The organism is Azospirillum doebereinerae, assembly GCF_003989665.1.
Taxonomy (GTDB): domain Bacteria; phylum Pseudomonadota; class Alphaproteobacteria; order Azospirillales; family Azospirillaceae; genus Azospirillum; species Azospirillum doebereinerae.
Window position 1 is genome coordinate 51,954 of sequence record NZ_RZIJ01000023.1, and the last position, 26,918, is coordinate 78,871.

At 69.0% G+C, this 26,918-nt stretch carries 28 protein-coding genes; 19 read left to right on the forward strand and 9 right to left on the reverse strand.

The genetic code is table 11. The features are described from left to right. Positions 1-100 precede the first annotated feature (100 nt). The 9 genes from EJ913_RS23880 to EJ913_RS23915 all read left to right on the forward strand — a co-directional run bounded on the left by EJ913_RS23880 (position 101) and on the right by EJ913_RS23915 (position 7,925). On the forward strand, positions 101-769 hold the full coding sequence (locus EJ913_RS23880) for a 4-carboxy-4-hydroxy-2-oxoadipate aldolase/oxaloacetate decarboxylase (protein WP_127002619.1): 669 nt from the start codon (positions 101-103) through the stop codon (positions 767-769). A 54-nt stretch (positions 770-823) separates the two neighbouring features. After that, positions 824-1,777 (forward strand): hydroxyacid dehydrogenase, encoded by a 954-nt coding sequence (locus EJ913_RS23885; RefSeq protein WP_127002621.1) that lies wholly within the window; start codon positions 824-826, stop codon positions 1,775-1,777. 97 nt (positions 1,778-1,874) lie between these two features. Beyond that, positions 1,875-2,027, forward strand: a complete 153-nt coding sequence (locus EJ913_RS31840; protein ID WP_185909911.1) for a hypothetical protein — start codon at positions 1,875-1,877, stop codon at positions 2,025-2,027. A 731-nt stretch (positions 2,028-2,758) separates the two neighbouring features. Further along, positions 2,759-3,613 (forward strand): hypothetical protein, encoded by an 855-nt coding sequence (locus EJ913_RS23890; RefSeq protein WP_127002623.1) that lies wholly within the window; start codon positions 2,759-2,761, stop codon positions 3,611-3,613. A 91-nt stretch (positions 3,614-3,704) separates the two neighbouring features. Next, on the forward strand, positions 3,705-4,751 hold the full coding sequence (locus tag EJ913_RS23895; RefSeq protein ID WP_127002625.1) for an ABC transporter substrate-binding protein: 1,047 nt from the start codon (positions 3,705-3,707) through the stop codon (positions 4,749-4,751). Between the two features lie 150 nt (positions 4,752-4,901). After that, positions 4,902-5,699 (forward strand): ABC transporter ATP-binding protein, encoded by a 798-nt coding sequence (locus tag EJ913_RS23900; RefSeq protein WP_127002627.1) that lies wholly within the window; start codon positions 4,902-4,904, stop codon positions 5,697-5,699. Further along, entirely contained in the window at positions 5,696-6,472 is a 777-nt protein-coding gene (locus tag EJ913_RS23905) for an ABC transporter permease (protein WP_127002629.1), read from the forward strand. Before EJ913_RS23900 ends, EJ913_RS23905 begins: the two co-directional genes overlap by 4 nt. Positions 6,473-6,695: 223 nt before the next feature. Beyond that, entirely contained in the window at positions 6,696-7,403 is a 708-nt protein-coding gene (locus tag EJ913_RS23910) for an ABC transporter substrate-binding protein (protein ID WP_127002631.1), read from the forward strand. Positions 7,404-7,487: 84 nt separating this feature from the next. After that, positions 7,488-7,925: a VOC family protein gene (locus EJ913_RS23915; RefSeq protein WP_127002633.1), complete on the forward strand. Its 438-nt coding sequence runs from the start codon at positions 7,488-7,490 to the stop codon at positions 7,923-7,925. 33 nt (positions 7,926-7,958) lie between these two features. On the opposite strand, the gene EJ913_RS23920 is transcribed toward EJ913_RS23915, so the two are convergent. The 3 genes from EJ913_RS23920 to EJ913_RS31845 all read right to left on the reverse strand — a co-directional run bounded on the left by EJ913_RS23920 (position 7,959) and on the right by EJ913_RS31845 (position 9,902). After that, positions 7,959-9,026 carry a COX15/CtaA family protein gene (locus EJ913_RS23920; RefSeq protein WP_127002635.1) on the reverse strand — a complete coding sequence of 356 codons (1,068 nt, stop codon included), beginning with the start codon at positions 9,024-9,026 and terminating at the stop codon, positions 7,959-7,961. A gap of 87 nt (positions 9,027-9,113) precedes the next feature. Further along, on the reverse strand, positions 9,114-9,608 hold the full coding sequence (locus EJ913_RS23925; protein WP_127002637.1) for a lysozyme: 495 nt from the start codon (positions 9,606-9,608) through the stop codon (positions 9,114-9,116). Between the two features lie 150 nt (positions 9,609-9,758). After that, positions 9,759-9,902 carry a hypothetical protein gene (locus EJ913_RS31845; RefSeq protein WP_185909912.1) on the reverse strand — a complete coding sequence of 48 codons (144 nt, stop codon included), beginning with the start codon at positions 9,900-9,902 and terminating at the stop codon, positions 9,759-9,761. Positions 9,903-10,242: 340 nt separating this feature from the next. On the opposite strand from EJ913_RS31845, the gene groES reads away from it, so the two are divergent. From groES to EJ913_RS23955, 6 genes are all read left to right on the forward strand, one after another. Next, complete coding sequence (gene groES, locus EJ913_RS23930; protein WP_014248860.1) at positions 10,243-10,533, forward strand: co-chaperone GroES; 291 nt, start codon at positions 10,243-10,245, stop codon at positions 10,531-10,533. Positions 10,534-10,584: 51 nt separating this feature from the next. Next, on the forward strand, positions 10,585-12,228 hold the full coding sequence (groL, locus tag EJ913_RS23935; protein ID WP_127002639.1) for a chaperonin GroEL: 1,644 nt from the start codon (positions 10,585-10,587) through the stop codon (positions 12,226-12,228). Between the two features lie 252 nt (positions 12,229-12,480). Then, entirely contained in the window at positions 12,481-12,825 is a 345-nt protein-coding gene (locus tag EJ913_RS23940; RefSeq protein WP_127002641.1) for a hypothetical protein, read from the forward strand. 13 nt (positions 12,826-12,838) lie between these two features. Beyond that, positions 12,839-13,756 (forward strand): DMT family transporter, encoded by a 918-nt coding sequence (locus EJ913_RS23945; protein ID WP_244939475.1) that lies wholly within the window; start codon positions 12,839-12,841, stop codon positions 13,754-13,756. Between the two features lie 359 nt (positions 13,757-14,115). Further along, complete coding sequence (locus tag EJ913_RS23950; RefSeq protein ID WP_244939476.1) at positions 14,116-14,814, forward strand: response regulator transcription factor; 699 nt, start codon at positions 14,116-14,118, stop codon at positions 14,812-14,814. Between the two features lie 164 nt (positions 14,815-14,978). Beyond that, entirely contained in the window at positions 14,979-15,983 is a 1,005-nt protein-coding gene (locus tag EJ913_RS23955) for a hypothetical protein (RefSeq protein ID WP_127002643.1), read from the forward strand. A gap of 18 nt (positions 15,984-16,001) precedes the next feature. Here EJ913_RS23955 and EJ913_RS23960 read toward each other — a convergent pair whose 3' ends face one another. Both EJ913_RS23960 and EJ913_RS23965 read right to left on the reverse strand, forming a co-directional pair. Continuing rightward, positions 16,002-17,570, reverse strand: a complete 1,569-nt coding sequence (locus EJ913_RS23960) for an FAD/NAD(P)-binding protein (RefSeq protein ID WP_244939477.1) — start codon at positions 17,568-17,570, stop codon at positions 16,002-16,004. Positions 17,571-17,780: 210 nt separating this feature from the next. Further along, positions 17,781-18,065: a hypothetical protein gene (locus tag EJ913_RS23965; RefSeq protein ID WP_127002645.1), complete on the reverse strand. Its 285-nt coding sequence runs from the start codon at positions 18,063-18,065 to the stop codon at positions 17,781-17,783. 201 nt (positions 18,066-18,266) lie between these two features. On the opposite strand from EJ913_RS23965, the gene EJ913_RS23970 reads away from it, so the two are divergent. After that, on the forward strand, positions 18,267-19,277 hold the full coding sequence (locus EJ913_RS23970) for a zinc-binding alcohol dehydrogenase family protein (RefSeq protein WP_127002647.1): 1,011 nt from the start codon (positions 18,267-18,269) through the stop codon (positions 19,275-19,277). A 23-nt stretch (positions 19,278-19,300) separates the two neighbouring features. Here EJ913_RS23970 and EJ913_RS23975 read toward each other — a convergent pair whose 3' ends face one another. Beyond that, positions 19,301-20,206: a LysR substrate-binding domain-containing protein gene (locus tag EJ913_RS23975; protein WP_127002649.1), complete on the reverse strand. Its 906-nt coding sequence runs from the start codon at positions 20,204-20,206 to the stop codon at positions 19,301-19,303. A 158-nt stretch (positions 20,207-20,364) separates the two neighbouring features. Here EJ913_RS23975 and EJ913_RS23980 point away from each other — a divergent pair, with 158 nt between their 5' ends. Next, positions 20,365-20,871: a hypothetical protein gene (locus tag EJ913_RS23980; protein ID WP_127002651.1), complete on the forward strand. Its 507-nt coding sequence runs from the start codon at positions 20,365-20,367 to the stop codon at positions 20,869-20,871. Here EJ913_RS23980 and EJ913_RS23985 read toward each other — a convergent pair. After that, positions 20,868-21,449 carry a helix-turn-helix domain-containing protein gene (locus EJ913_RS23985; RefSeq protein WP_127002653.1) on the reverse strand — a complete coding sequence of 194 codons (582 nt, stop codon included), beginning with the start codon at positions 21,447-21,449 and terminating at the stop codon, positions 20,868-20,870. The two genes, EJ913_RS23980 and EJ913_RS23985, sit on opposite strands and share 4 nt — an antisense overlap. A 65-nt stretch (positions 21,450-21,514) precedes the next feature. Here EJ913_RS23985 and EJ913_RS23990 point away from each other — a divergent pair, with 65 nt between their 5' ends. Beyond that, positions 21,515-22,015: a GNAT family N-acetyltransferase gene (locus tag EJ913_RS23990; protein WP_280531393.1), complete on the forward strand. Its 501-nt coding sequence runs from the start codon at positions 21,515-21,517 to the stop codon at positions 22,013-22,015. A 4-nt stretch (positions 22,016-22,019) separates the two neighbouring features. On the opposite strand, the gene EJ913_RS23995 is transcribed toward EJ913_RS23990, so the two are convergent. Beyond that, positions 22,020-23,582 (reverse strand): ATP-binding protein, encoded by a 1,563-nt coding sequence (locus EJ913_RS23995; RefSeq protein ID WP_127002657.1) that lies wholly within the window; start codon positions 23,580-23,582, stop codon positions 22,020-22,022. A gap of 599 nt (positions 23,583-24,181) precedes the next feature. Between EJ913_RS23995 and EJ913_RS24000 the strand changes: the two genes are divergently transcribed. Then, positions 24,182-26,026 (forward strand): GGDEF domain-containing protein, encoded by a 1,845-nt coding sequence (locus EJ913_RS24000; RefSeq protein ID WP_127002659.1) that lies wholly within the window; start codon positions 24,182-24,184, stop codon positions 26,024-26,026. Here the strand turns inward: EJ913_RS24000 and EJ913_RS24005 are convergent. Further along, positions 25,995-26,906 carry a LysR family transcriptional regulator gene (locus EJ913_RS24005; RefSeq protein WP_127002661.1) on the reverse strand — a complete coding sequence of 304 codons (912 nt, stop codon included), beginning with the start codon at positions 26,904-26,906 and terminating at the stop codon, positions 25,995-25,997. The two genes, EJ913_RS24000 and EJ913_RS24005, sit on opposite strands and share 32 nt — an antisense overlap. Between the last annotated feature and the right edge of the window lie 12 nt (positions 26,907-26,918).

The following is a 26,918-nucleotide window of genomic DNA, read 5'->3' on the forward strand; positions in this document are numbered from 1 at the left end:
GCGCGCATGACGGGTGCGCCCGGCCCGCCATCACCGCCGCAGGTCGTCCGGCCGTCCCGCTTCCTGGGACGGGCCGCCCGTTGCGAAAGGCTTTTCCACCATGACCGTCCACAAAGACTTTTCCCGCCCCGCCGCCACCCTGGTCGAAGCGCTCGGCGCGCAGGCGCCCGCCACCCTGCACGAGGCGATGGGCAAGAAGGGGGCGATGGGCCACCCGATCAAGCCGCTCTACCCCGGCATGCGGCTGCGCGGACCGGCGCTGACCGTGTCCTGCGGCCCGACCGACAACCTGATGATCCACATCGCCGTCGCGCTCGCCAAGCCGGGCGACGTTCTGGTCGTCGACTTCAAAGGCATGACCGACGCCGGCCCCTGGGGCGACATCCTGACCGCCTCGGCGGTGGCGCGCGGGTTGGGTGGGCTGGTGATCGACGGCTGCGTGCGCGACGCGGCGGCGATCCGCGACATGGGCTTCCCGGTCTTCTGCCGGGGCACCAACATGAAGGGCACCAACAAGACCGACGCCAAGGGCGACGTGAACACCACCATCGTCTGCGGCGGCGTGATCGTCTCGGCCGGCGACATCGTGGTGGCCGACGACGACGGCGTGGTGGTGGTGCCCCGGGATCTCGCCGCCGACACGCTCGAGAAGGCCCTGGCCCGCGAAGCGGCGGAGGAGCAGTACCGCCACAAGCTGGAGGCCGGCGAGACGACCATCGAGTTGCTGAACCTGAAGCCCTACCTGGACGCCGTCGGCCTCGCCCTGTGATCCTGGCCCCGCCGCCCCGCCCGAACCGGACAAAGACCGAGACCGAGACCGACCATGCCCGACATCATCGTTTCCGAATTCATGCAGCCCAGCGCGGTGGACGAGCTGCGGCGCGATTTCGACGTGCTCTATGACGAAACGCTCTACCGCCGGCTCGACGAGTTGTACGCGCTGGGCCGCGACGCCCGCGCCATCTGCATCCGCAACGAGACGGAGATTCGCGGCGCCTTCTTCGACGCCTTCCCCAACCTGAAGGCGGTCGGCCGGCTCGGCGTCGGGTTGGACAACATCGACGTTCCGGCCTGCCAGGAGCGCGGGATCGCCGTGCTGCCGGCCACCGGCGCCAACGAGGTGTCGGTCGCCGAGCTCGCCATCGCCGGGTTGATGATGCTGGTGCGCGGGACCGCCTATTTCGCGACTCCGGAGGTGGTGGCCGGCCGCTGGCCGCGCGGCACGCTGATCGGGCGCGAGGTGTCGGGCAAGACGCTGGGAATCGTCGGCTTCGGCCGCATCGGTCGTCACGTCGCACGCCGCGCCCAAGGGCTGGACATGACCGTCACCGCCGCCGATCCCTTCCTGCCGGACGACCACCCGGTCTGGGCGCAGACGGGCGTGCGCAAGGTCTCGTTCGACCGGTTGTGGGAGGAGTCCGACGCCATCAGCCTGCATCTTCCCTTCACCCCCGACACCCACGCCATGGTGAACGCCGGGGTGATCGCCCGCTTCAAGCCCGGCGCGATCCTCGTCAACGTCGCGCGCGGCGGCGTGGTGGACGAGGTGGCGCTGGCGGCGGCGCTGAAGAGTGGCCATGTCGGCGGCGCGCTGCTCGACGTCTTCGCGACGGAGCCGCTCCCGGCGGACAACCCGTTCCACGGCGTGCCGAACCTGATCCTGACTCCGCACATCGGCGCCACCACCGACGAGGCCCGCATCCGCACCGGCCACATGATCGCCGACAACGTGCGGGCGGTGCTGACCGGCCGCATCCCGGACACCGCCATAATCTGACACACCGCCATAATCTGACGAGGTGAGGCGCGGCCCCGCGCAACGGGCCGCGCGCACTCCTGTTGAACGGACACCCACATTCAACAGGAGCGCCGCCATGCTGCGCGTCGTGATGATCCCCCTCTTCGCCCTTGCCCTGCTCGCTGGTTGCTCGACCGGAACCCCGTCCACAAGCGGCGGCGCGCCCCAGGCGTCGGTCGGTTCCGGCGGAGGCGGCGACTGGTCCTATGGCAGCGGCAGCACCGATTGACGGTCTGGCCCTCGGGACCGGAGACGCGGGCGCCTGTTTCTGGAAGCAGTTTCAAAATGATTGGAACAATCGGCGCCCCCGTCCGGCGTTACTATCACCTCACCACACAGGAACCCGACTGGTTCCCCGACGCCGATCAGCGCGTCGGACGACGTCTTCTTGCAAAAAGCAGAGACGCCGAAGTGAATCCATGCCCGCACACCGGAAATCTGTGTTGCGCCCATGACGATTCATAAAGAATTCAAAAACAATTTGTCGTGCCATCAATAAAGTTCAGACAACCTATCTTTCCTATTTGCGTACAGACCTCAGCCCCTCAGACAATCACCTCGTCTTTTATCGGCCTTCTATCTGAGCACAAACATTGTTGTGCAAAAATTTTGTGCAACAACTTCCTGACTTACACCCCCAATCGGACGATACATCAAAAAATCTCAAATGCCGCAGGAACCATGGGGTTTCTGTGGGTCGGACCGCTGAGCGTTACATCATGGTTACGGCGCATCGACAAAACTGAAGCATAAAATACAGGCACATTCCGTATGGATATGCCATCGGGTCAGGCGCTGGTAGGCCGAAAGGCACAGAACCTCGGCGCCCCGACCAGGGCAGGTACGAACAAATCATTGATGCACAACGATTTTAATCTCCTGGCACGCCGTGTGCTTTTAGGGCTCCGAACGCAGATTTGGAGGCGGTTCCCGCCCCTCCCCCTCAACGGAGATGAAGAAATGTCGAAGAAGGTCGTGCTTTCCCTGGCCGCGCTCGGTCTGGCCGTCGCCGCGTCACCGGCCGCCGCGCTGGATTGGAGCGACACGTCGGTCAGCTACCGCCTGGGCACGAACTTCCGCGAGCCGGCCGTCACCCGCTCCAACGGCGAGGCGCGCCAGATCACCAAGAACATCGTCGCCTTCACCCATGTGAACGGCTACTCGCTGGGCGGCAACTTCCTCAACGTCGACATCCTGAAGTCCAACCGCGCCGACCCGGCGTCCGGCGGCGACACCGGCGCGGTCGAGGCCTATGTGGTCTACCGCCACGACCTGAGCCTGAACAAGGTCACCGGCACCAAGAACTTTGCCTTCGGCCCGATCAAGGACATCGCCATCGAGGCCGGCGTCGACCTGAACACCAAGAACACCACCTTCGCCTCGCGCAAGGTTCTGCCGGTGGTCGGCCCCTCCTTCTCCTTCGACGTGCCCGGATTCCTGACCGTGGCCGTGCTGGCCAGCAAGGAGTGGAACCACAACGGCATCACCAGGAAAGAGGTCGAGTTCGACGCGGCGCCGATCCTGGCCACCGCCTGGAACATCCCGCTCGGCACCGTCGGCGTCCCGGTCAACTTCGAGGGCTTCGGCAACATCGTCGGCCCGAAGGGCAAGGACGGCTTCAACCGCGAGACCAAGACCGAGATCCTGGTCCGTCCCAAGCTGATGTGGGACGTCGGCGCCGCCTTCGGGAAGGAGAAGACCCTCAAGGCCGGCTTCGGCTGGCAGTACTGGTACAACAAGTTCGGCAACGACCACACCAAGGTCCAGGGGTCCATCGAAAGCGCGCCGATCTTCGAGGCGCAGCTCCACTTCTAAGCCCGTCCCGGCCGCTCGGGCGGTCTCCGGCGCCCATCCCGCCGGAGACCGTCTCCTCCGATACCCCCTTGAGACCCGCGAGAGTGAGAGCATGATGTTCAAGACGATCCGTTCGATGCTGGCCGGCGCCGGCCTCGCCGCCGCCGCCCTGACCGCCGGCAACGCCATGACCGCCGGCGGCGCCCTGGCCGCCACCTCGGTGAAGTTCACGCTGGACTGGAAGTTCGAAGGCCCCGCCGCCGCCTTCCTGGTCGCCGCCGACAAGGGCTATTTCGCGGCCGAGGGGCTGGACGTCACCATCGATTCGGGCAACGGCTCGTCGGGCGCCGTGACCCGCGTCGCCAGCGGCGCCTACGACATCGGCATGGCCGATTTCAACTCGATGATGGAGTTCAACGACAAGAACCCAGACAAGGCGATGAAGGCCGCCTTCATCGTTTACGACATCCCGCCCTTCTCGCTGTTCGCCCTGAAGAAGAGCGGCATCGCCAAACCGGCCGACCTCGCCGGCAAGACGATGGGCGCTCCGGTGTTCGATGCCCCGCGCAAGCTGTTCCCGGCCTACGCCAAGGCCGTCGGCGTCGCCCCCGATTCGGTGACCTGGAAGAGCATGGACCCGCCGCTGCGCGAGCCGATGCTGGTGCGCGGCGAGGTGCAGGCGATCTCCGGCTTCTACTTCACCAGCCTGCTGAACCTGCGGGCGCTGGGCGTGACCGAGAAGGACCTGACGATCTTCAACTTCGCCGACGCCGGGGTCAGCCTGTACGGCAACGCCCTGATCCCGTCGCCCAAGCTGATGAAGGAGAACCCCGAGGCGCTGAAGGGCTTCCTGCGCGCGGTGGTGAAGGGCTGGCGCGACGTGGCCGCCAACCCGGCGGACGGCATCAAGGCGATCAAGAAGCGCGACCCGCTGATCGACGACGCGCTGGAACTCGACCGCCTGAAGATGGCGCTGGAGATGTGCGTCCTGACCCCGGACGTGAAGGCCGACGGCATGGGCGGCGTGCGCGCCGACCGACTGGAGGCGGCCATCGCGCAGGTGTCGGCGACCTTCGGCTTCGCCAAGACGCCGGCGGCATCCGACGTGTTCGACGCCTCCTTCCTGCCCTCCGCCGCCGAGCGCAAGCTGACGCCGTAAGGGCTTAGCACTGAAGCCCTTCTCCCCTTGAGGGAGAAGGGTTGGGATGAGGGGTATTCCGCCGCAGGCGGAAAGCTTGCGTCCCCTCACCCCAACCCCTCTCCCACAAGGGGAGAGGGGCTCCTGACTGAAAACAGAGGAAACGGACGGATGACCGCCTTTGTGGATCTCGACCGCGTGACGTTGCGCTACGGCGCCGGCGACACGCTGGCGCTTTCCGAAACCACCATGAAGATCGCCAAGGGCGAGTTCATCGCCGTCGTCGGCCCCAGCGGCTGCGGCAAGTCCTCGCTTCTCAAGCTGGTCTCGGGGCTGATGCGGCCCTCGACCGGCACGGTGATCGTCAACGGGCAGGAGGTCACCGGCCCGCTCAAGATCGTCGGCATGGCCTTCCAGAACCCGACGCTGCTGCCCTGGCGCACCACGCTGGACAACGTGATGCTGCCGATGGAGATCGTCGAGCCGCACCGCCACCGCCTGCGCAAGGCCCGCGCCGAATACGAGGAGCGCGCCCGCGCCATGCTGGCCAGCGTCGGTCTGGCCGGCTTCGAGGACAAGTTCCCCTGGCAGCTCTCGGGCGGCATGCAGCAGCGCACCTCGCTGTGCCGCGCGCTGATCCACGAGCCCGACCTGCTGATGTTGGACGAGCCCTTCGGCGCGCTCGACGCCTTCACCCGCGAGGAGCTGTGGGCGATCCTCCAGAACCTTTGGACCAAGCGGCCCTTCACCGTGATCCTGGTCACCCACGACCTGCGCGAGGCCGCCTATCTGGCCGACACCATCTACGTGATGAGCAAGCGGCCGGGCCGCATCGTCCACGTCCGCCCCAACGATCTGCCGCGCCCGCGCAACCTGGAAACCACCTTCACCCGCGACTTCACCGATCTGGTCCACGAACTGCGCGACCACATCAGCGCCGTGCGCGCCGCCGAGGAGACCTTGCCATGACCCCGCAGGCCAAAGCGTTCCTCGACAAGGCGATGCCGCTGGTCTCGGCCATCGGGCTGTTCCTGGTGTGGGAGCTGGTCTGCCGCCTGTTCGCGATCCCCGACTATCTGCTGCCCACCCCCTCGGCCAGCTTCGCCGCCGCCTGGACCTACCGCGACGCGATCTGGATGCACGCCCTGCAGACGCTGCTGACGACGCTGGCCGGCTTCGCGCTGGCCGTCGCCTTCGGGGTGCTGCTGGGGGTCGCGGTCGGCTCGTCGCGCGCCGTCTACCGCGCGGCCAACCCGCTGCTGATCGGCTTCAACAGCGTGCCCAAGGTGGCGGTGGTGCCGGTGCTGGTGATGTGGTTCGGCATCGGCACCGTGCCGGCGATCCTCACCGCCTTCCTCATCAGCTTCTTCCCCATCGTGGTCAACGTCGCCACCGGCCTCGCCACGCTGGAGCCGGAGCTGCGCGACGTGCTGCGCTCGCTGGGAGCGACGCGGATGGACATTTTGCTGAAGGTCGGCTTCCCGCGCGCCCTGCCCTTCTTCTTCGCCTCGCTGAAGGTGGCGGTGACGCTGGCCTTCGTCGGCTCGGTGATGTCGGAGACGGTCGCCTCCAACCTCGGCGTCGGCTATCTGATGATGTCGGCCAGCTCGCGCTTCAACATGCCGCTGGTCTTCGCCGGGCTGCTGGTCATCGCGGCGATGGGCGTCGCCATGTACGCCGTCTTCTCGCTGATCGAGCACCGCTCCACCCGCTGGGCGCATCGCGGCGGCGACACCCTGTAGAGCGCCCGAGCCCGATCGCGCGCGACCGAGGCCCGCCCATCCGGCGGGCCTTTTTCATGCCCGCGACTCGTCCGGACAGGAAAAGGGCGGCCGGAACGCACCGGCCGCCCGAGGTTGAGGAAGACATCCGAACAAGGAACCTGCCTGCCCCCAGCATCGTCCGAACCCGCGCGCCTGTCCTGTCGGGGCCGACCCGCTTCGGGGAAACCCCGATCCCGTTTCCATGCCGATGTCCGTCTCCCCTTCGGACGCGTACGACGATGCCGTTCACGACCACGTCTGGACGCCGCCCGAGGAGCAGCGCCAAGCGGCCAATTGGACCACCTTCCTCACCGCCAACGGCCTTGCCGACTACCCGGCCCTCTCCGCCAAGGCGAAGGTCATCGGCATCGCCAACGCGGCGACCGACGCCGTCAACACCATCCGGCAGGCCAGCGAGTTCGGCATCGCCGAGGGCGGCCAGCAGCTCGCCGGGCTTCTGGTGTTCCTGATCGACGTGCGGGCGCTCGGCCTGAAATCGGCCAAGGGGCTGCGGCTGACCGAAAGCTTCTACTGGGACATGGACGACGGCACCCGCGCCTGGTCCAAGCCCTTCTCCGAGCGCTTCGACGGCCGCAAGCCCAGCATGGTCCACGCCGGGGTGTACAGCGCCATCACCCATTACCTGAAGGCCAGCGCCGACGCCAGGAGCGCCGACGGACTGACCGTCGCGGCGAAGATGCGCGAGACCCCCGTCAACGACTTCATGACCAGGAACGCCCGCGTCCTGCCCAACGGCTGGGTCCAGCGCGACTTCTACCTGTTCGAGGTCAAGGCGCCCGAGCAGTCCAAGGCCGACGGCGGCGACTACACCCTGCTCGCCACCATTCCGGGCGATCAGGCCAAGCCGCCCGCCGCGATGGCCGCCTGCCCGCTGGCCTCGGGGAACTGAGACCGGGACCGGCGCGGTTTACTTCCGGCATGTTCCCCCCCACTGTTTCGCGTGAAACACACGAAACAGTGGGGAGTGAACCGCATGGAACCGCGCATCAGTCTGGTCACGCTGGGGGTCGCCGATCTGGCGCGCTCCCGGCGTTTCTACGAACAGGGGCTGGGCTGGACGCCCTCCCCGGCGGGGAACGACAACGTCGCCTTCTATCAGCTGGGTGGCATGGCGCTGGGGCTGTTCAGCCGCGCGGCCCTGGCGGAGGACGCGCATCTGCCTGACGCCGGGGATCCGACGCGCTTCGGCGGCATCACGCTCGCCCAGAACGTCCGTTCCAAGGCGGAGGTGGACGCTGTGCTGGCGCTGGCGGAACGGGCCGGCGCGCGAATCCTCAAACCGGGGCAGGATGTGTTCTGGGGCGGTTATTCGGGCTATTTCGCCGATCCGGACGGCCATCCCTGGGAAATCGCCTGGAACCCCTTCTTCACGCTCGACGCGGCCGGAAACATGACGCTGTCGGCCGCGTGACCCATCCACGAACTGCGCGCCGTGCGGCGGCGGTCACCGCCGCACGGCGCGCAGTTCGTGCAGCAGCCACACCAGCGTCGAGACGACCAGGATCGCGCCCGCCTGATGGGCGGCGGCGACCGGGATCCACACCACCGTCAGCAGCGTCGCGATGCCGAGCCCGATCTGGACCAGCACCATCGCGCCCGCCGCCGCCGCCGCCCGGCCGGCGCGCCCCGGCAGCCGGGCCAGCGCCACCCGCGCCGCCAACGCCAGCACGGCCAGCCCGGTCAACAGGGCGAGCGCGCGGTGGATCAGCTGGATCGCGGCGGTGTTCTCGAACGGGTTGTGCCACCACGGCACCAGCGTGCCGATCTCCGGCGGGATCAGATGGCCTTCCATCAGCGGGAAGGTGTTGTAGGCGTAGCCCGCCCGCGCCCCGGCGACGAAGGCGCCCCAGACGATGGTGACGGCGACCAGCCCCAACGCCCAGCGGGCGTGACGGCGCAGGGACGCCGCCTCCGGACGCCAGCCGGCCAGCGGCAGCGGATCGAGCAGCCCCAGCGCGGTGCGCAGCAGCAGCGCGTAGATCAGGATCGCCATGCCCAGATGCAGGGCGAGGCGGTAGTGGCTGACGTTGGGCTGGTCGACCAGCCCGCTCTTGACCATGAACCAGCCGACGACGCCCTGGAGCCCGCCCAGCAGGAACAGCCCGGCCAGCTTCGGCCACAGGGCCGGCGCGATGCGGCCCTGGATCCAGAAGCGCAGGAAGGGGATCAGGAAGACGAAGCCGATCGCCTGCCCCCACAACCGGTGAAACCACTCCCACCAGAAGATTTCCTGGAAGCCGGCCAGATCCATACGGTTGTTGAAGACGCGGAACTCCGGCGTGCCCTTGTACAGGTCGAACACGCGGTTCCACTCGGCCTCCGACAGGGGGGGCAGGATGCCGATCAGCGGCTTCCATTCCACCATGGACAGGCCGGATTCCGTCAGCCGGGTGATGGCGCCGATCACCGCCATCGCCAGCACCAGGACGGCGCAGGCCAGCAGCCACAGCGCGATGGGACGGTCGGACGTGGGCGACGGAACGTGGACGGTGTCGGAGGTGATCGCGGTCAAGGCGGCAATCCGGAGTGCGGCGGTAGGACGTTCGCCACTCTGGCGTCATCCGCCCGCCGCGTCAAACCCCTCCCCGCCTCCCAACGATCAGGGCGTGCCGTCGGCGGTGACGACGCTGCAGCGCGGTTGGGCGGTCTGGCCCTGGAACAGCGCGGATTCGGCGGCGCGGCGGGCGACGAGGCCGGGGAGTTGCGTCTTCACGCCGTTGACCGTGGCGCAGACCCAGCGCCCGAACTGGCCGGCGGCCCCCGCGTAATCCTCCGCGTTCACCATCTTGAGCAGCGTCGAGCTGGCGAGGCTGCCCGCCCCCAGATTGAACACGAAGGAGGCGAGCGCGCCGCGCTGGTCCTCGTTCAGCGGGGCGGTGACCAGCTTGTCCACCTGGGCGGCGGCGGCGGTCAGATCGGTGGAGAGGAGGGCCGTGGCCTGATCGTCGGTGATGGTCTCGCCCATCGCGACGCCGGCCGTGTGGCCGTAGCCGATGGTCGGCACACCGGCGGGGCAGCGGTAGGCGGTCAGATACAGCCCTTCGAAATGCTTCACCAGATCGACGGCGGCTTGGCAAACCGGCTGGGTGCTCATGCTGTGGCGTCTCCTGAACGTCATCGCGCGGGCAGCCGTCCTCGGCCACCCTCATACGGGGTTCATTATAATTTATCTTCGCAAAATACGGATGCTGTTTGAGCAAGACGGATGGAAACGCGGGAGAAAGTCGCCCATTCGAAGCCAGACCTAAGGTAATATCTGAGGAAGCGCGCCGCACAGGATGAACAGCGCGGACAGCAGGACGAACAAGCCCGCGATCATGGTGTAGTCGGCCAGCCTTCCGGTCCGCCGCCGTCCGCTTTTTCGAGACGTTTCGTCGGTATCGTTCATGATCGACGCCCCCACGCCAGCCCTTCTCAATAGATAAAATTTTATACAATCCTCCGAAAACCGCTGTGACGAGTGTCACAAACGGTTTCCGTTTTGTGATTCTTTTGCAAATCCGCGCCTTGGGAAAACCAGGAAGTCTCGGAAAAAACTCAGCCAAAACAGCCAATTAAGCGATAATCGCCGCACTGATGCCGGGCATTCGAGTCAAAATCGGAAACGAGGCTCTTGAATCCAAAACCCGGTTCGATTAGCTGTCTGGCACTCGCCGAGGGAGAGTGCTAACACCCTTCCGACGGCCAATCATTCCCAAGACCAAGCCTTGTTCCTGAGGAGGCACACCATGAAGTTCCGTCCGCTCCACGACCGCGTTGTCGTCAAGCGTCTGGAGTCCGATACCAAGACCAAGGGCGGGATCATCATCCCCGACACGGCCAAGGAAAAGCCGCAGGAAGGCGAGATCATCGCCGTCGGCCCCGGCGCCCGTGACGAGGCCGGCAAGGTCGTGGCGCTGGACGTCAAGGCCGGCGACCGCATCTTGTTCGGCAAGTGGTCGGGCACCGAAGTGAAGATCGAAGGCGTGGATTACCTGATCATGAAGGAATCCGACATCATGGGCGTCATCGAGGCCTAAAGACCTCCGCCCATCCTTCTCTTCGACATTCGACATCAGAGGAATTGAGACATGGCTGCCAAAGACGTTAAGTTCGGCCCCTCCGCGCGCGAAAAGCTGCTGCGTGGCGTCGACATCCTCGCCGACGCCGTCAAGGTCACGCTGGGCCCCAAGGGCCGCAACGTCGTGATCGAGAAGTCCTTCGGCGCCCCGCGCATCACCAAGGACGGCGTGTCGGTCGCCAAGGAAATCGAGCTGGCCGACAAGTTCGAGAACATGGGCGCCCAGATGGTCCGCGAGGTCGCCTCGAAGACCAACGATCTGGCCGGTGACGGCACCACCACCGCCACCGTGCTGGCCCAGGCCATCGTCCGCGAAGGCGTGACGAAGGTCGCCGCCGGCCTGAACCCGATGGACCTGAAGCGCGGCATCGACATCGCCGTCGCCACCGTCGTCGCCGACATCCAGGCCCGCGCCAAGAAGGTCACGACCAACGACGAGATCGCCCAGGTCGGCACCATCTCCGCCAACGGCGAAGTCGAAATCGGCAAGATGATCGCCCAGGCGATGGAGCGCGTCGGCAACGAGGGCGTCATCACGGTGGAAGAGGCCAAGAGCCTGGACACCGAGCTGGACGTCGTCGAGGGCATGCAGTTCGACCGCGGCTACCTGTCGCCGTACTTCATCACCAACGCCGACAAGATGATCGCGGACCTCGAGAGCCCGTACATCCTGCTGCACGAGAAGAAGCTGTCGGGTCTCCAGCAGCTCCTGCCGGTCCTCGAGGCCGTCGTGCAGTCGTCGCGTCCGCTGCTGATCATCGCCGAGGACATCGAGGGCGAGGCGCTCGCCACGCTGGTCGTCAACAAGCTGCGCGGCGGCCTGAAGATCGCCGCCGTGAAGGCCCCGGGCTTCGGTGATCGCCGCAAGGCGATGCTGGAGGACATGGCCATCCTCACCGGTGGTCAGGTCATCAGCGAAGACCTCGGCATCAAGCTCGAGAACGTCACGCTCGACATGCTGGGCACCGCCAAGAAGGTCGTGATCTCCAAGGAGAACACCACCATCGTCGACGGCGCCGGCCAGAAGGCCGACATCGAGGCCCGTTGCGGCCAGATCCGCGCCCAGGTCGAGGAGACCACCTCGGACTACGACCGCGAGAAGCTCCAGGAGCGTCTGGCCAAGCTGGCCGGCGGCGTCGCGGTCATCCGCGTCGGCGGTGCGACCGAGGTCGAGGTGAAGGAGCGCAAGGACCGCGTTGACGACGCCATGCACGCCACCCGCGCCGCGGTGGAAGAGGGTGTGGTCGCCGGTGGCGGTTCGGCCCTGCTCTACGCCGGCAAGGCGCTCGACGCCCTGGTTCCGGTCAACGACGAGCAGCGCGTCGGCATCGACATCATCCGCCGCGCCCTCCAGGCTCCGGTCCGTCAGATCGCCTACAACGCGGGCACCGACGGTTCGATCGTGGTCGGCAAGCTGCTGGACCAGAACGACCCCAACTACGGCTACGACGCCCAGAAGGGTGAGTTCACCGATCTGGTCGCCGCCGGCATCATCGACCCGGTGAAGGTGGTTCGCACCGCCCTGCAGGACGCGGCCTCGATCGCCGGCCTGCTGATCACCACCGAGGCGATGATCGCCGAGAAGCCGGAGAAGAAGGCTGCTCCGGGCGGCATGCCGGGCGGCATGGGCGGCATGGACGACATGGGCTTCTAATAGGAAGTCCACGGCGTTCCGACGCTTTGGTTCGGAAGGGGGGCGCCCTCGCAAGGGGGCGCCCCTTTTCCTTGTCTTCGCGCTGCCTTTCGTCGCGGAGGCGCCGGCCTTTCCCGGAACTCCCTTTCCCGAAAGTCAAGGCGAAGTCCGGCTTGCTTTGGTGACGGCACCTCCCAATAATCCTGCCCCCACGCCGGGTCCCCCTTCGGGACCACGGCCGACAGTGTGTTTTTCAAAACGAGGGCCTGTTCCATGCGCTCCTTCGAGGGCCAGCATTCCGACAACGTCGCCATCAAGCGCACCCGCGAGGAGAAGCAGCGCCAGATGGCGCAGCTCAAGGAGCAACTCGCGACGCTGAAGGCCCACGCGGCCCCCTCCATCCGCGAGGCGCTGGGCAAGCGCATCGCCGAACTCGACGCCGAACTGCGCCAGCCGCCCAAGCCGCCCCGCGAAGGCCGCGAGGCCCGCGAGGACAGCCCGCGCCCGCGCCGCGAGAACCGCCCCAGCGTGTACCGCAGCGAGGACACCGGGCCGGGCGCGCGCTCCGCGGGACCGACGGCGGCCTCCGCCTTCGCGTCCCCGCGCCGCCGCAGCTGACCGGCCGGCACCCGTGACCCCCGACCGCGCGTCCCCCTCCGCAGCCCGCCGCCTGACGGATCAGGCGTGGCTGCTGATGATGCTGCCTCCCCTGTTCTGGGCAAGCAACGCGGTGATGGGCCGCGCGGTCGCGGGCGCCGTCCCGCCCATCGGTCTGGCCTTCTGGCGCTGGGTGCTGGGCACGCTGATCGTGCTGCCCTTCGCCTGGAAACATCTACGCCGGGACTTGCCGGCCCTGCGGGCGAGCTGGAAGCCGGTGCTGCTGCTGGGCACGCTGGGCATCGGCATGTTCAACACCTTCCAGTACATCGCGCTGAACTCCACCACGGCGCTGAACGCCGTGATGCTCCAGTCCTCGATGCCGGTGATGATCGTGCTGATGAGTTTCCTGCTGTTCGGCGACCGCGTGCGGCCGTTGCAGGGAGCGGGCATCGTCGTCTCGCTGGCCGGGGCGCTGACCCTGGTGTCGCACGGCGACCCGGCGGTGCTGCTGGGTTTGCGGCTGAACGCCGGCGACCTGTGGATGCTGACCGCCATCGCCGTCTACGCCGCTTACACCACCCTGCTGCGCCGCAAGCCGGCGGCGCACGGGTTAAGCTTCATCCTCGTCACCTTCGCCATCGGGGCGGTGGAACTGCTGCCCTTCTACCTCTGGGAAACCGTGACCCAGCGGCCGGTCGAGGCGACGGCGACGACCTTTCTGGCGGTCGGCTACGTCGCGCTGTTCCCCTCCATCGTCGCTTATCTCTGCTTCAACCGCGTGGTCGAGCTGGTCGGCGCCAACAGCGCCGGGCTGGCGATCCATCTGGTGCCCGTCTTCGGCAGCCTGCTGGCGGTGGCGTTCCTCGGCGAGCAGCCGCACCTGTACCACGGCGTCGGCATCGCGCTGATCGCCGCCGGAATAGCCCTGGCAACCCGCCGCCGCGCCTGAACCCTCGGCCGGAACCGCGACATTTTCCGCCTCCTCCTCGGCCCGAAAATGTCGCATCAATGCTAATCGCCCACCGCACCGGCCGAATTCTTGAAAAACCCGAAGAACACGATGGTCTTCGTTGTTTGCCACTTGCCCGCTTTTGGTAAACACCTTCTTTATTCATGGCCTTGCCGAATCACGAGAGCGGATACTATCCCCGATATCCTTTTTGCCGCCCCCGCTATCCCTCGCACAGGGAGAAAAAAGACCGAGGCCCCCGCTATGCTATGGGCAAGATGGTGGTTCGACGAACGGTCGGTCACCGAAAGGCTCAACTCGGCGCCGTGCCGATGGTTCTGTGGTGGAGGGCTGATCCAATGCTGTTGCAAACCGCTTGCCTCGTTCACGTCGTCGATGGCGACCTCCCGACCCGCAGCACCCTGGCGCGGGCGTTGGGCGCGGTGGGCATCGCCTGCCGGGTCCACAGCACGGGCGCCGACGCGCTGTCGGTGCTGGGCACCGGTTCGGCCTGTCTGGTCATCCGCAACGACCTGCCCGACATGACCGCGCAGGAGCTGATGTCCGAAGCCGCCCTGCACGGGCATGACCTGCCGGTGCTGGTCATCACCGAACAGGGCGACGTCGACGCCGCCGTCGGCGCCATGAAGGCCGGGGCCGTCGATTGCCTCGCCCATCCCTTCCAGACCGCGACCTTCCTGGAGCGGGTGCGCGCCTGCCTCGCCAGCGAGAACCCGCAGGCCCAGCAGCGCGACCGCGGCCGCGACGCCGCCCGCCGCCTGACCCTGCTGAGCCGCCGCGAGTCCGAGGTGCTGCGCCTGATCGTCGAGGGCAAGCAGAGCAAGACCATCGCCTGGGAACTCGGCATCAGCATCAAGACCGTCGAGGTCCACCGCGCCCGCATCATGGAAAAGACCGGCTGCCGCTCGATCGTCGGGCTGGGGCGTCTGTGGGAGGCGGCGGAAATGCTGCGCGCCCGCAGCCAGCGCTGCTTCGTTCCCTCCGCCGCCTCGCTGTCCGCCGCGCTCTCCGTCCCGGTCGGCGTCGCGGCCCCCTGACGCCTTTCCCTTCGGAAAGGCCCATTCTTCGGGCCGATGGGGGAAAAACCGCGCGATCCTGCGGGCTTGCCGGCTTTTCGCGTAGGCTGGCGCTTGGGTTACGGTGGCGGGTGGACGTACACTCCCGCTTCGCCAGACCACGCCGCGCCCCCAGGAGCGTCCTGATGTTGCCCGACCATTGCCACCGCCGAATCGCGATCGCCGCGCCCGCCGATACCGGCGCCGCGCGGGAGCTTGCCGCGACGCTGGGCGAGGGCGTTCTGACGGAGGACGGTTCCGGCCGTCTCGACGCCGTGGTCGCCGCGCTGTCCGCCCATCTGCTGGAGCAGCCTGGTGCCGGAACCCTGCTTCTGCGCCGCTGGGGTCGGCGGCAGGGCGTGGAATGCCTCGCCTACTCCGACCATGACATCGCGCCGGACGCCTTGACGGGGCTCCGCGCACAGGCCGACCGCTTGGCCACGCACGTCACGCCCGGAGTCGGGACGGTGACGCTCGCGCGGGTGTTGCGCCCCGGCTGCTCGGACGAACCCTCCCCCACCGACACCGCCCTGGCCGGAGTGGCCATGCTGGCGCGACCGGAGGCCGCGTCCTGCGCGGACGGCTGGTTCATCCGCTGCAACGGCGACGGCAGCGGCATCGCCCTGGTCGTCGACGGAGCGGCCGGCGACGCGTCCAGCACGGACACGGCTCGCCGCACCGAGGCGGTGGTCGCCGCGACGGCCCCCGGCCTGTCGCCGCAGATGGTGATCGGCGCCGTCCGGCGCGACGCCGCGACCGCCCCCTCCAACGAAACGGCGGCGGGTGTGACGGCGGCGGTTCTGCGCTTCGACGGCACGGCGGTGGACTACACCGCGCTCGGCACCGTGGCCGGGGCGGTGGTGCGGCGGCACGGCGTCACGTCGCTGGCGGCGCGCTGGGCCATGGTCGGCTACAACCCGCAAATGCCGGCCAGCGTGCATTTGCTGTGGAAGCCGGGCGACCACGTCGTCCTGCACAGCGACGGCTGCGCCCGCCTGCCGGTCCTGTTCATCGAACGCGGACTGCACGAGGTCGATCCGACGCTGGCGGCGGCCGTGCTGCTGCGCGACGGCGGGTTGGCGGACGACGACCGCACCGTCGTCGTCCTGCGCAACGTCGCGGCCGTTGTGGAAGAGCCGGCGAGCGACTGACCGGCCCCGGAACCGCGTTCAATCGGAACGGGCGTTCAGTCCAGACCCGGCGTTCGCCCATCCCCCCGACGAGGGCAGACCGGGCGACAGGCCCGGTGGCGGCGCCGCCGCGCCCAGCCCCTCCGCCGGACCCAAGGCCAGCAGCCGTTCCGCCGCCTGGGCGCATTGGTTGCGGAGTTCCGGCACCGCCGTCATCTCCCAGAAGGGCGCCTTGCTGACCGGCCCCAGCGCGAACAGCCGCGACGCGGGCTTCCCGTCGGTGCCGATCACCGCCCCCGTCTGGGTCACGTCCAACCCCAGCCGCAGCGGGTCCGGCCGGGCCAGCCCGTGATCGAGCAGCGCGCGCACCAGCGGGTGGCGGATGCGGCCGTAATCGCAGTTGGTGCCGGTGGCGTTGATCAGCGCCGCCGCCGTCAGGCCGTGAGGAACGGCCGCGCCGCGCGCCGCGATCTGAAGGTTCAACCCGGTGCCGGTCAGTGCCGCGTCGCGCAGCCGGCCCTGGAGGATGCTCAATTGTCCGCTTGCCCGCGCGGCGTCGATGCGGTCGGCCACCTCCGGCGCCATGCGGTGGCGGTGGACCTCCCAGAACGGACGGGCGTGGCGCAGGAAGCGGCGGCGCTCCTCCTCTGGAAGATGCGCCCAGATGCGATGGTGGTGCGGCCGCAGGGCATCGAAGGCGGAACGCCAGTCGAAGCCCTCGGCCTGCGCCCGCCGCGCGTCGGCCTTCAGCGCGATCAGCACGTCGAGCACGGTGCGCGGCATCACCTCGGGGTGGAGGAAGGATTTGTAGGGCCGCACCTCCTTGTGGCGCAGCGGCAGCAGTCCCCGGCGCGACACCGCCGTGACCGGCCCGCGATGCCCCTGGTCGAGCAGGGTCAGCACTGTGTCCACCATGGTCAACCCGGTGCCGAGGATCGCCACGGGGGCGTCGCGGTCGATGCGGGCGATGGCGGCGAGATCCCAAGGATCGCCGATGAAACGGTCGGACGCGAACGCTTCCGCCGCCGTGGCCGAGTCCAGGCAGGGAGGCGACGGTGGGAAGTTGCCGATGCACAGCACGGCGGCGTCGACCGTCAGGCGGCGCCCGTCGCCCAGCCGCACGTGCACGCGCTCGCCATCGGGCCGCAGGTCGACCGCCTCGCCCCGGATCAGCCGCAGCCGGGCGTGGTCGGGCGCGGCGGCCTGGGCCTGGGCCAGCACGTCCTTGATGTAGCCGCCGTACAGCGCGCGGGAAACGAAGGCGTGGCCACTCGGCGGAATCGCCTCCGGGCGGCCACCATTGCCTTGGGCGTCGTCGCCCTCGCGGCTCCACAGCCAGCGCAGGAAATGGCGCGGATCGTCGGGGTAGGCGCTCATGTTGTAGGCGCGCACGTTCAGCAGATGCCCGCCGTTCGGGGTCGAATAGGCGACGCCGGTGCCGTGGCAGCCGCCGCATTCGATCAGGTGGACGGCGGTCGGCGTCTCGGCGCCGCGCAGCAGATGGGCGGCCAGCACGCTGCCGGTGAAGCCGGCGCCGACGATGGCGATGCTGCGCTCGGGCGCGGCGGGGGATGGGGCGATGTGGGGGTGTGCAGGCATCACGGTCATGCGTCCTTCCACGAGGGATCGGGAAAAGGCCGGCCGTTGGCGAATGGCTCGCGTCGGCCGCGTGTCTGCTCGTTCCGATTGTTAACCTATTCTTTACCACAGGAAAGAACCACGGGCCAAGCGTGACGCGCAACGCGGGAAAACGCAAGAAGCCGCGCGGGAATATTCCGCACGGCCTACACAATCGGTAGAGTTTCCGGGGCTGCTCCGTCAGCGACCCCGTCCGCCATGGCCGCCGTAGCCGCCGTAGCCGCGACCGCCGCCGTGATGCCCCCACCCGCCCCGGTCGCTCCATCCGCTCCGGTAACCCCAGCCGGGACCGCGCCAAGGGCGCGGTTGGTCGCGGTAGACCACCACCGGGGGCGGCGCGGCGTAAACCGGCGGCCCGACCACCACCGGCCCCGAGGGATACCCCGCGTAGTACGGATCGTAGGCGACGCAGCCGGCCAACGACAGCAGCAGCGCGGAAAGCAGGGTGGCGCGGAGGATGGTCATGGCCGGGAACCTTGAAACGGGACGTCATGGAAAGAACACGCCCACGGCCCCGGTTATTCCACGCCTCTTCCGCGCCACTTCCGACGCCGGCATCGATCCGATATCGCGATCGGTGAAACAAGAACTATGAATTTCAGAAATTGGCGGAGCCGGCGCATTCTGCGCCTCGACCTTCTTCCACAACGCCAAGGGCGCCCCATCATGAAAGCCATCGGATACCGCAAGCCCCTGCCCGTCGCCGAGCCTGAGGCCCTGATCGACACCGTCCTCGACACGCCCGTCCCGACCGGCCGCGACCTGCTGGTGCGGGTCCAGGCGGTGTCGGTCAACCCGGTGGACACCAAGCTGCGCGGCAACGTCGCCCCGGCCGAGGGCGCGTTGCGGGTGCTGGGCTTCGACGCCGCCGGGATCGTCGAGGCGGCGGGGCCGGACGCGACCCTGTTCCGTCCGGGCGACGCGGTGTTCTACGCCGGCTCCATCGACCGCCCCGGCACCAACAGCGAGTTCCATCTGGTGGACGAGCGCATCGTCGGGCCGAAGCCCGCGAACCTCAGCATCGCCGAGGCCGCCGCCCTGCCCCTGACCGCCATCACCGCCTGGGAGATGCTGTTCGACCGGCTGCAACTGACGCGCGGCGGGGAGGACGGCCGGTCGCTGCTGATCGTCGGCGGGGCCGGCGGCGTCGGTTCCATGGCGATCCAGTTGGCGCGCAAGCTGACCAAAATCCGCGTCATCGCCACCGCCTCGCGTCCGGAAACGGCAGCCTGGGTGCGGGAGTTGGGGGCGCACGACGTGATCGACCACCACGGCTCCATCGCCGACCAGATCCGCGCGCTGGGGCTGAGCGGCGTCGAAGCCATCTTCTCGACCAACGCGACCGACCGGCATTTCCCGGCCCTGGTCGACATCGTGGCGCCGCAGGGCCGCATCGGCCTGATCGACGACCCGGCCCCCATCGACGTCCGGCTGCTCAAGCGCAAGAGCGTCTCGCTGCATTGGGAGCTGATGTTCACCCGCCCGCTGTTCCAGACCGCCGATCTCCAGGCGCAGCACGACCTGCTGGCCGAGGTGTCGCGGCTGGTCGAGGACGGCACGCTGCGCACGACGCTGACCGAGACGCTGGGGCGCATCGACGCCGCCACCCTGCGGCGGGCGCACGCCCTGATCGAATCGGGGCAGGCGCGCGGCAAGATCGTGCTGGAAGGCTTCTGAGCGAGAGGCTCAGGCGGTTTCGGTCAGGCGGCTTCCTGGGGAACCGCCGCCAGCACCGGCCGCGCCGGGCGCATCGCGGACAAGCTCTCAAGGATGAAGCCGACCAGCGGCTCGGCCAGACGGCGGTTGCGCGGAGTCTCGCCGAAGATGGCCATTTCGACCTCGCCGAGGTCGGGCAGGCCGTCTTCGGCGCCCAGCCGCCGGGCGCCGTCGGGAACCGAGGATTCGCTGAGCACCGCCACGCCCAGCCCGGCGCGGACGGCGGCCTGCACCCCCATGACGCTGGCGCTGGTGTAGACCACCCGCCACGGCCGCCCGATCTCCCCCAGCGCCGCCAGCCCCCGGTTGCGGAAGACGCAGGGCGCCGGCAGGGCGCAGAAGGGCAGCGGCGCGTCGGGCGCCAGCTCCAGCGTCGGGGCGGCAACCCAGCGCATCGGCTCCCGCCAGATGCCCCGGCCGCGCGTCTCGCCCGGATCGCGGCGGGAGATCACCAGATCGAGTTCCCCGGAGTCCAGCCCGCCGACCAGATCGCCGCACAGCCCGACCCGCACGTCGATGTGCAGGCGCGGGTAGATTTTGGCGAACTGGGTCAGCACGCGCGGCAGATGATCGGACAGGAAATACTCGGCGACGCCCAGCCGCAATTCGCCCTCCGCCGCCGGTTCGGCGAAGCGGCGCACCGTCTCGTCGTTCAGTTCCAGCAGGCGGCGGGCGTAGCCCAGCAGCAACTCCCCGTCATGGGTGACCGACAGCGACCGGCTGGTGCGCTCGAAGAGGCGGCGGCCGAGCGTGTCCTCCAGCTTCTTGATCTTGACGCTGATCGCCGACTGGGTGCGGCCCAGCCGCTCCGCCGCCGCCGTGAAGCCGCCGGCCTCGGCCACCGTCACGAAGGCCCGCAGCGCGTCGATGTCCAGATCGGGAAGCGTCATCGCCGTTCATTCCGCCATTGGATGGATTTCGGGGAATCTATCCGATTTGCGCATGATTGGCGAGCAGCCCCGTCCGGCCCTGGTCCAACCGGCCGCCACGCGCGTTACCCCATGGACAGGGGCGTCAACGCCCCGCGACCGGTTCGGGAGGTTCAAGCATGACCAACAAGTTTCTTCTGGCATCCGCCCTGGCGGCGGCGACGTTGATCGCCGGCTGCCAGTTTCCCGGCACCGAGGGTCCGCGCCAGACGGCGGCGCTGACCCCGCCGCCGGCCCCCCGCCCGCCCCCGGAGGAGCGCGGCATCTGGATCGTCGGCAGCCCGGCCCTGCGCGGCCCGGTGCAGAGCTCCTCGGACAAGTTCGGCGGTGGGCCGGACACCCGCCCCCGGTTGGTCGCCGAGGGGACGGCGCCGGGCTTCCGCGCCTTCTGCGCCGGGGTCGGGCTGGAGCATCCCGACATGGTGGCGTCCGACCGTCCGATCACGGCGGCGGAGACCAAGCGCTGTCAAGCCAAGGGCATCACGCTCAGCGAATACGCGCTGGGGCCGAAGCGCTTCCTCTACGTGAAGGACGCGCATATGGGCAGCGTTCCGGGCGTGCGCGACTTCGTCGGCAGTTGGAACGTGCCGGGCAAGCCGGTCCGCGACCCGACGACGGCGAGCTAACGGTCACGCCGCAGGATTGCGATGACGTAACGGCAAGGGGTCGTGCCTGGATTGACGAAGACGCAGTCCTCGGGCGGCCCCAGCCGAAGGCAGTCGCCGGGAGCGAGGTCGTAGGACGCCTCGCCTTGGCGAAAGCAAAGCCGCCCCTCGACGACCAGGATCTGCTGGTCGTCGATCATGCCATAGGCGGCGGCCGGGTAGGCGACCTCGGCACCCGCCGGCAGATCACCCCAGACGAGTTCCAACGGCGCTCCGCCGGGAATGGCCGGCGTCAGGGCGCGGCGCTGGAAACCGGTGGCCGGATCGGTCCAGCGCTCCTGCTCCGCGTGACGGTTGAGGCGCCCGCCACCGTCTTCGATCCGTGCCAGAAGTTGGGACAGAGTGATGCCGAACGCGGCCGAGAGACGGCCAAGCAAAGCGGCGGTCGGGCTGCTCTCCTCCCGCTCGATCTTGCTGATCATGGCGCGCGACACCCCTGAGCGAGCGGCGAGGTCGGCCAGGGACCAGCCGCGTTTCTCCCGCTCGGCCCGGATGCGATGCGCCAAGCGCTTTTCAAGGGAGGTGAATTCAGTGGACATAAATCCATTATAGTGGATTCATGAGGGGCACACCATCCTTATCCCCGGCTGCTGGAGCTTGCGTCGTGCCCATCCAAGTCCGTTCCGCCGAGGAAGGCGACCTTCCAGCCATCCTTGCCATAACCAACGACGCCATCGTCAACACGACGGCCGTTTGGAGCCTCACGCCGGCCACATTGGAAACCCGCCGAGCTTGGCTGGAGGAAAGGCGGTTGAAGGGTTATCCCGTCCTTGTCGCGGACGATGGGAACGGCGCGCTGGGCTTCGCGTCCTTCGGTGACTTCCGACCTTGGGAAGGCTATCGGCACAGCGTCGAGAACTCGATCTACATCGACGCCGGGCATCGTGGCCGTGGGTTGGGACGGCTGCTCCTGGGGGCGCTGTTGGACGAGGCGACACGCCAAGGCAAACATGTGATGGTGGCCGGGATCGAGGCGGAGAACACCGCCTCGATTCACCTGCACGCCGGCTTCGGCTTCGAGGAAACCGGACGGCTCCGCCAAGTCGGGCGGAAGTTCGACCGTTGGCTGGACCTCGTCTTCATGCAGCGTTTGCTGGACCGCTGAGGGATCACCCTGCCGCGAACAGGTCACCGTCCGCCGGACCATCCGTCGGGTTGCCGGCCGTGTCGTCGGCGTTGGGGTCGCCCAGCGCGGTTTCCCAGCCGAGCGCCGGCAGGCCGATGGCGCGGGTGTTGCCCAGCCCGCTGCGCGTCGCGATGAAGCCGCGCTGCTCCATGTAGGTCAGCAAGCGGCGCCCGCGCCCCTTGGACCGGCTGCCGCAGGCCCGCGCCACGTCGGCGTCGGACGGACACGGCGTGTGGTCGAGCGCGGCGCGGGCCAGCAGCAGGAACACCGGCTGGATGTCCTCCGCCAGCGTCGCGGCGACGGCGGTCGCCTTCTCCCAGGCCGGATCGTCGCCGCTGCCCGCACCCGCCCGCGCGGCGGCGAGGCGGCGGCGGAAGGCCGGCAGCGCCAATTGGTCGCCGTCCACCCCGCGCCCCCGGCAGCGCACCAGGAAATCCTGGTACAGCACGGCGAGCGGTCGGTAGGGCGCCTCCGGGTCGGCCAGCACCTCGCGCAGCACCACCTCGTACTGCGCCTCGCGCTCGGCGGCCTGCTCGGGGGTCTCCACCGGTTCGGGTGGCGGCAGCGGAAGCTCGTCCTCCGGCGGCGCGACGGGCAAAGCGGCGGCGGCGGCCCGGCCGCGCGCCAACTGCGCCATCAGGTCGGCGCTGGCCGAGGTCGAGGGGCGGCGGACGTAGCGCGGCGGCTCCGGCTCGGTCGTGGTGAAGATCAGGTCGCGGGCGTCCTCCACCGCCGTGGCGGGCGGCGGCAGCAGCGTCGGGCTGCCGGTGCGGCCCTGCGTCTCCACCGCGCCGATGCGCAACGGCAGCGGGCGGCGCGACAAAGCGGGACCCAACGCGATGAAATGGCCGCGCTCCAGGTCGCGGAACATCTCCGCCTGCCGGCGCTCCATGCCCAGCAGATCGGCGGCGCGCGCCATGTCGATGTCGAGGAAGGTGCGGCCCATCAGGAAGTTCGAGGCCTCCGCCGCGACGTTCTTGGCCAGCTTGGCGAGGCGCTGGGTGGCGATCACCCCGGCCAGCCCGCGCTTGCGGCCCCGGCACATCAGGTTGGTCATCGCGCCCAGCGAGACCTTGCGCGCCTCGTCCGACACCTCGCCGGCGGCGGACGGGGCGAAGAGCTGCGCCTCGTCCACCACCACCAGCATCGGGTACCAGAAGTCGCGGTCGGCGTCGAACAGCCCGCCCAGGAAGGCGGCCGCCGCGCGCATCTGCATCTCCGAATCCAACCCCTCCAGGTTCAGGACCACGGAGACGCGGTGCTGGCGGACGCGGGCGGCCACCGATTGCAGGGCCGCCTCGGTGTGGGCGTCGGCCTCGACCACGACATGGCCGAAGCGTTCGGCCAGCGTGACGAAGTCGCCCTCCGGGTCGATGACGGCCTGCTGGACCCAGGGGGCGCTCTGCTCGATCAGGCGGCGCAGGAGGTGCGACTTGCCGGAGCCGGAATTGCCCTGCACCAGCAGGCGGGTCGCCAGCAGCTCCTCCAGGTCGAGCGTCGCGGACGCGTTCGCGTTCGTCCGCCCCATGTCGATGCCGACCTTCATACCGCTCGCCTCCCGCACCCGGACCACCCGTGAAGCGCCCTCCTATAGCGCAGCGGGGGGCGTCGATACGAGGATGCGATTGAGCAGGGCCGCCCTTCCTCCGGCGCGGTCCGCGCCGCCAGGGGTTGCGGAAGGGAGGGACTTGCTCCCGGCCGGTCTTTGCCCATATCCTGTGGGGACCAAGGGAGCACGGGTCCTACGCCGCGCTCCCAGGTCCGGTCCTTTACGGCATCAGGTCAAGGATTTCCTTGATCGGTTGCAGCACAAGGACCAGGAGTTGGAGGATTTTGGTCATCCTCTGGTCTCCCCAGTCAGTGGGACGCGGGCGGTGGCCGGTCCGCCGCCCGGTTCCCACGAAAGCATGCATAAAGAGGAAGCGGTGGAGGAGCAACGGATCTTCTACCTTGGAGAGCGAATGAGTTGTTGCGCTCCACTTCCGCAACACATCTCCCGCTGAACGCTCGCCAAATCCAAGTCTGTGAAAAAAGGGCGTCCCGGAGTCACGAAACCGCAAAGATGGTCTGCTACAAGCGGAGCCCGAACCGGTGGTTCCGGTGCGTGACGGACACGTGCGACACGAGCGGGCGGCGGTCTCCCCCATGACCTTGCTATCCATGGACGCGGCGAAGGACGGACGACCGGCGCTGCCGAGCGGACGGGCCGATTTGCCCTCCAGGCTCCGCTTCGACTGGCCTACGGCGGTCGCCGCCCTGGTCTACGCCTTCCAACCGATCGTCCAACTGCGCAGCGGGCGCTGCCACGGCTACGAGGCGCTGCTGCGCGGCTTCGACCGCACGCCCTTCGCCGACGCGGGCGAACTGCTCGACGCGGCCGAGGCGGCGGGGGCGCTGGGGACGGTGGAGAGCGCGCTGCACGCCAAGGCGGTGGCCGCCTACCGGGGTCTGGCCGGCTGGGCCGAGGCGAAGCTGTTCCTGAACCTCGACGCCCGTCTGGTCGGCCGCCCGGATTCGCCCTGGCTGTCGCCGGACAGCGGCGGGCGGCGGCACACCGGGATCGCGCTGGAGATTTCCGAACGCTGCCCGACAGCGCCCGACGTCTCGGTCGAGTCCGCCGTCGACCTCTACCGCCGCAGCGGGCTCGGCATCGCCATCGACGATTTCGGCGTCGGCTTCGCCGGGCTGCGGCTACTCTACGAGGCGCGACCGGATTACGTGAAGCTCGACCGCTACTTCATCGCCGGCATCGACCGCGACGCGCGCAAGCGGGCGCTGGTGGCGGCGGTGGTCGGGCACGCCCACGCGCTGGGCATCCAGATCGTCGCCGAGGGGATCGAGACGACCGGCGAGTTCTACACCTGCCGGGACCTCGGCTGCGACTTCGCACAGGGTTTCCTGCTCGCCCACCCGCGCACCGACATCACGGGCGTGACGCCCCGTTGCGCCGTCGTCGAGGAATTGAACCGCAAGGATCGCCGCCAGCCCGGCGAGGCGCACCGCCGCCTGTCCGAGGTGATCGAGCGCCTGCCCCCGCTGCGCGTCGATTCGCGCAAGACCGACCTGCTGGACTATTTCAAGGGCGATTCCAGCGCGACCATCGCCCCCATCGTCGACGAGCACGACCGCCCGCTCGGCCTGATCCGCGAGCGCGACCTGAAGCGCTTCGTCTATTCGCGCTTCGGCGGCGAGCTTCTGCGCAACCGGGGGCTCGGCGACCGGCTGGACGATCTGGTCGTCACCATCCCGGTCTGCGACATCTCCACCCCGCTCGACCGCGTCATCGAGGCGTTCTCGACCGAAGCGGCCGACGACGGCATCGTGATCGTGGAGGGCGGCGCCTACGCCGGGGTGCTGTCGAGCGGCGCGCTGCTGCGGCTGGTGCACGAGCGCAACCTCGCCATGGCGACCGACCAGAACCCGCTGACCCGGCTGCCCGGCAACGCCGCCATCGTCCGCCGCATCGAGGGCGCGCTGGCCGACCCGGCGCGCGGCCATGTCCTGGCCTATCTGGATTTCGACAACTTCAAGCCGTTCAACGACAGTTTCGGCTTCCGCCAGGGCGACCGCGCCATCCTGATGTTCAGCGAACGGCTGAAGGCCTGGGCGGCGGGGGCCGGAGCGGGCGCCGGGGAGTGCTTCGCCGGGCACATCGGCGGCGACGATTTCTTCCTGGGCGTCAGCGGCGGGGACGAGGACGAGGCGCTGGCCCGGCTGGCCGAGTTGGTCGCGCAGTTCCGCTCCGACGCCGAAAGCCTGTACGACGCGGCGACGCGAGAGGCCGGCGGCTTCCTGGCCAAGGACCGTTACGGCGCCGTCCGCTCCTTCCCGCTGCTGTCGGCCAGCGGCGTGGTGGTGGTGGTCGCCCCCGGCCCGCACGGCCTGACCCCCGACGCCGTCAACGCCGCCATCGCCGACAACAAGGCCCACGCCAAGGGCGCCGCCGACAAGCTCTGCGTCATCCGCCTGCCGGAGACGGCTCCGCGCTGAGCCGGCGGGCGACGGCGAGCACCGTCTCGCGCAGGAAGCGGTGGGCCGGGTCGCCGTCCTGTCGCGGGTGCCACGCCTGGGCGACGGCGACCGAGGGCGTCTCCACCGGCAGCGGAAAGACCGCCACCGGCAGGCCCAGCGTTACGGCGTGGCGCGCCATGCCCTGCGGCACGGCGGCCACGAGGTCGGATTGCACGGCGGCGGACAGCGCGGCGTGAACGTCCGGCGTCACCAGATCGACCCGGCGCGTCAGGCCCAGCCGGTCCAGCGCGTCGTCGATGGGTCCGCGCGCCTTCCCCCGGCGCGAGGCGCAGACATGGCCGCAGGCGGCGAAGCGATCCGCCGTGAGGGGCGAACCGTCCAGCAGCGGATGCCCGGCGCGGACCACCCCGACGAAGCGTTCCCGGTAGAGGGTCTGCACCCGCACCTCCGGCCCCATCGGGCCGATGACGCCGATGTCGAGGTCGATCTGCCCGTCGCGCAGGGGATCGACCGCCTCGTCCCCCTCGCCGACGAAGCGCAGCGCGACGGCCGGCGCCCGGTGGCGCAGCGCGGCCAGCAGCGGGGCGGCGAAGAGCCCGGCAACCCCCGAACGCAGGGTGAAGCGGCGCTCCAGCGCCGACAGGTCGAGACGGTCCGGGCGCAGCAGGCTCTGCGCCTCCGCCACCAGGGAGCGGACGCGCTCGCGCATCGCCTCGGCGCGCGGGGTGGGAACCATGGACCGGCCGGCGCGCACCAGGATCGGGTCGCCGACCGCCGCGCGGATGCGGGCCAGCGTGCGGCTCATCGCCGGGGGACTGAGGTTCATCCGCTCCGCCGCACGGGTGACGCTGCCCTCGGTCAGCAGGGCGTCGAGGGCGAGCAGCAGGCCGAGATCCATGGGACGGCATCC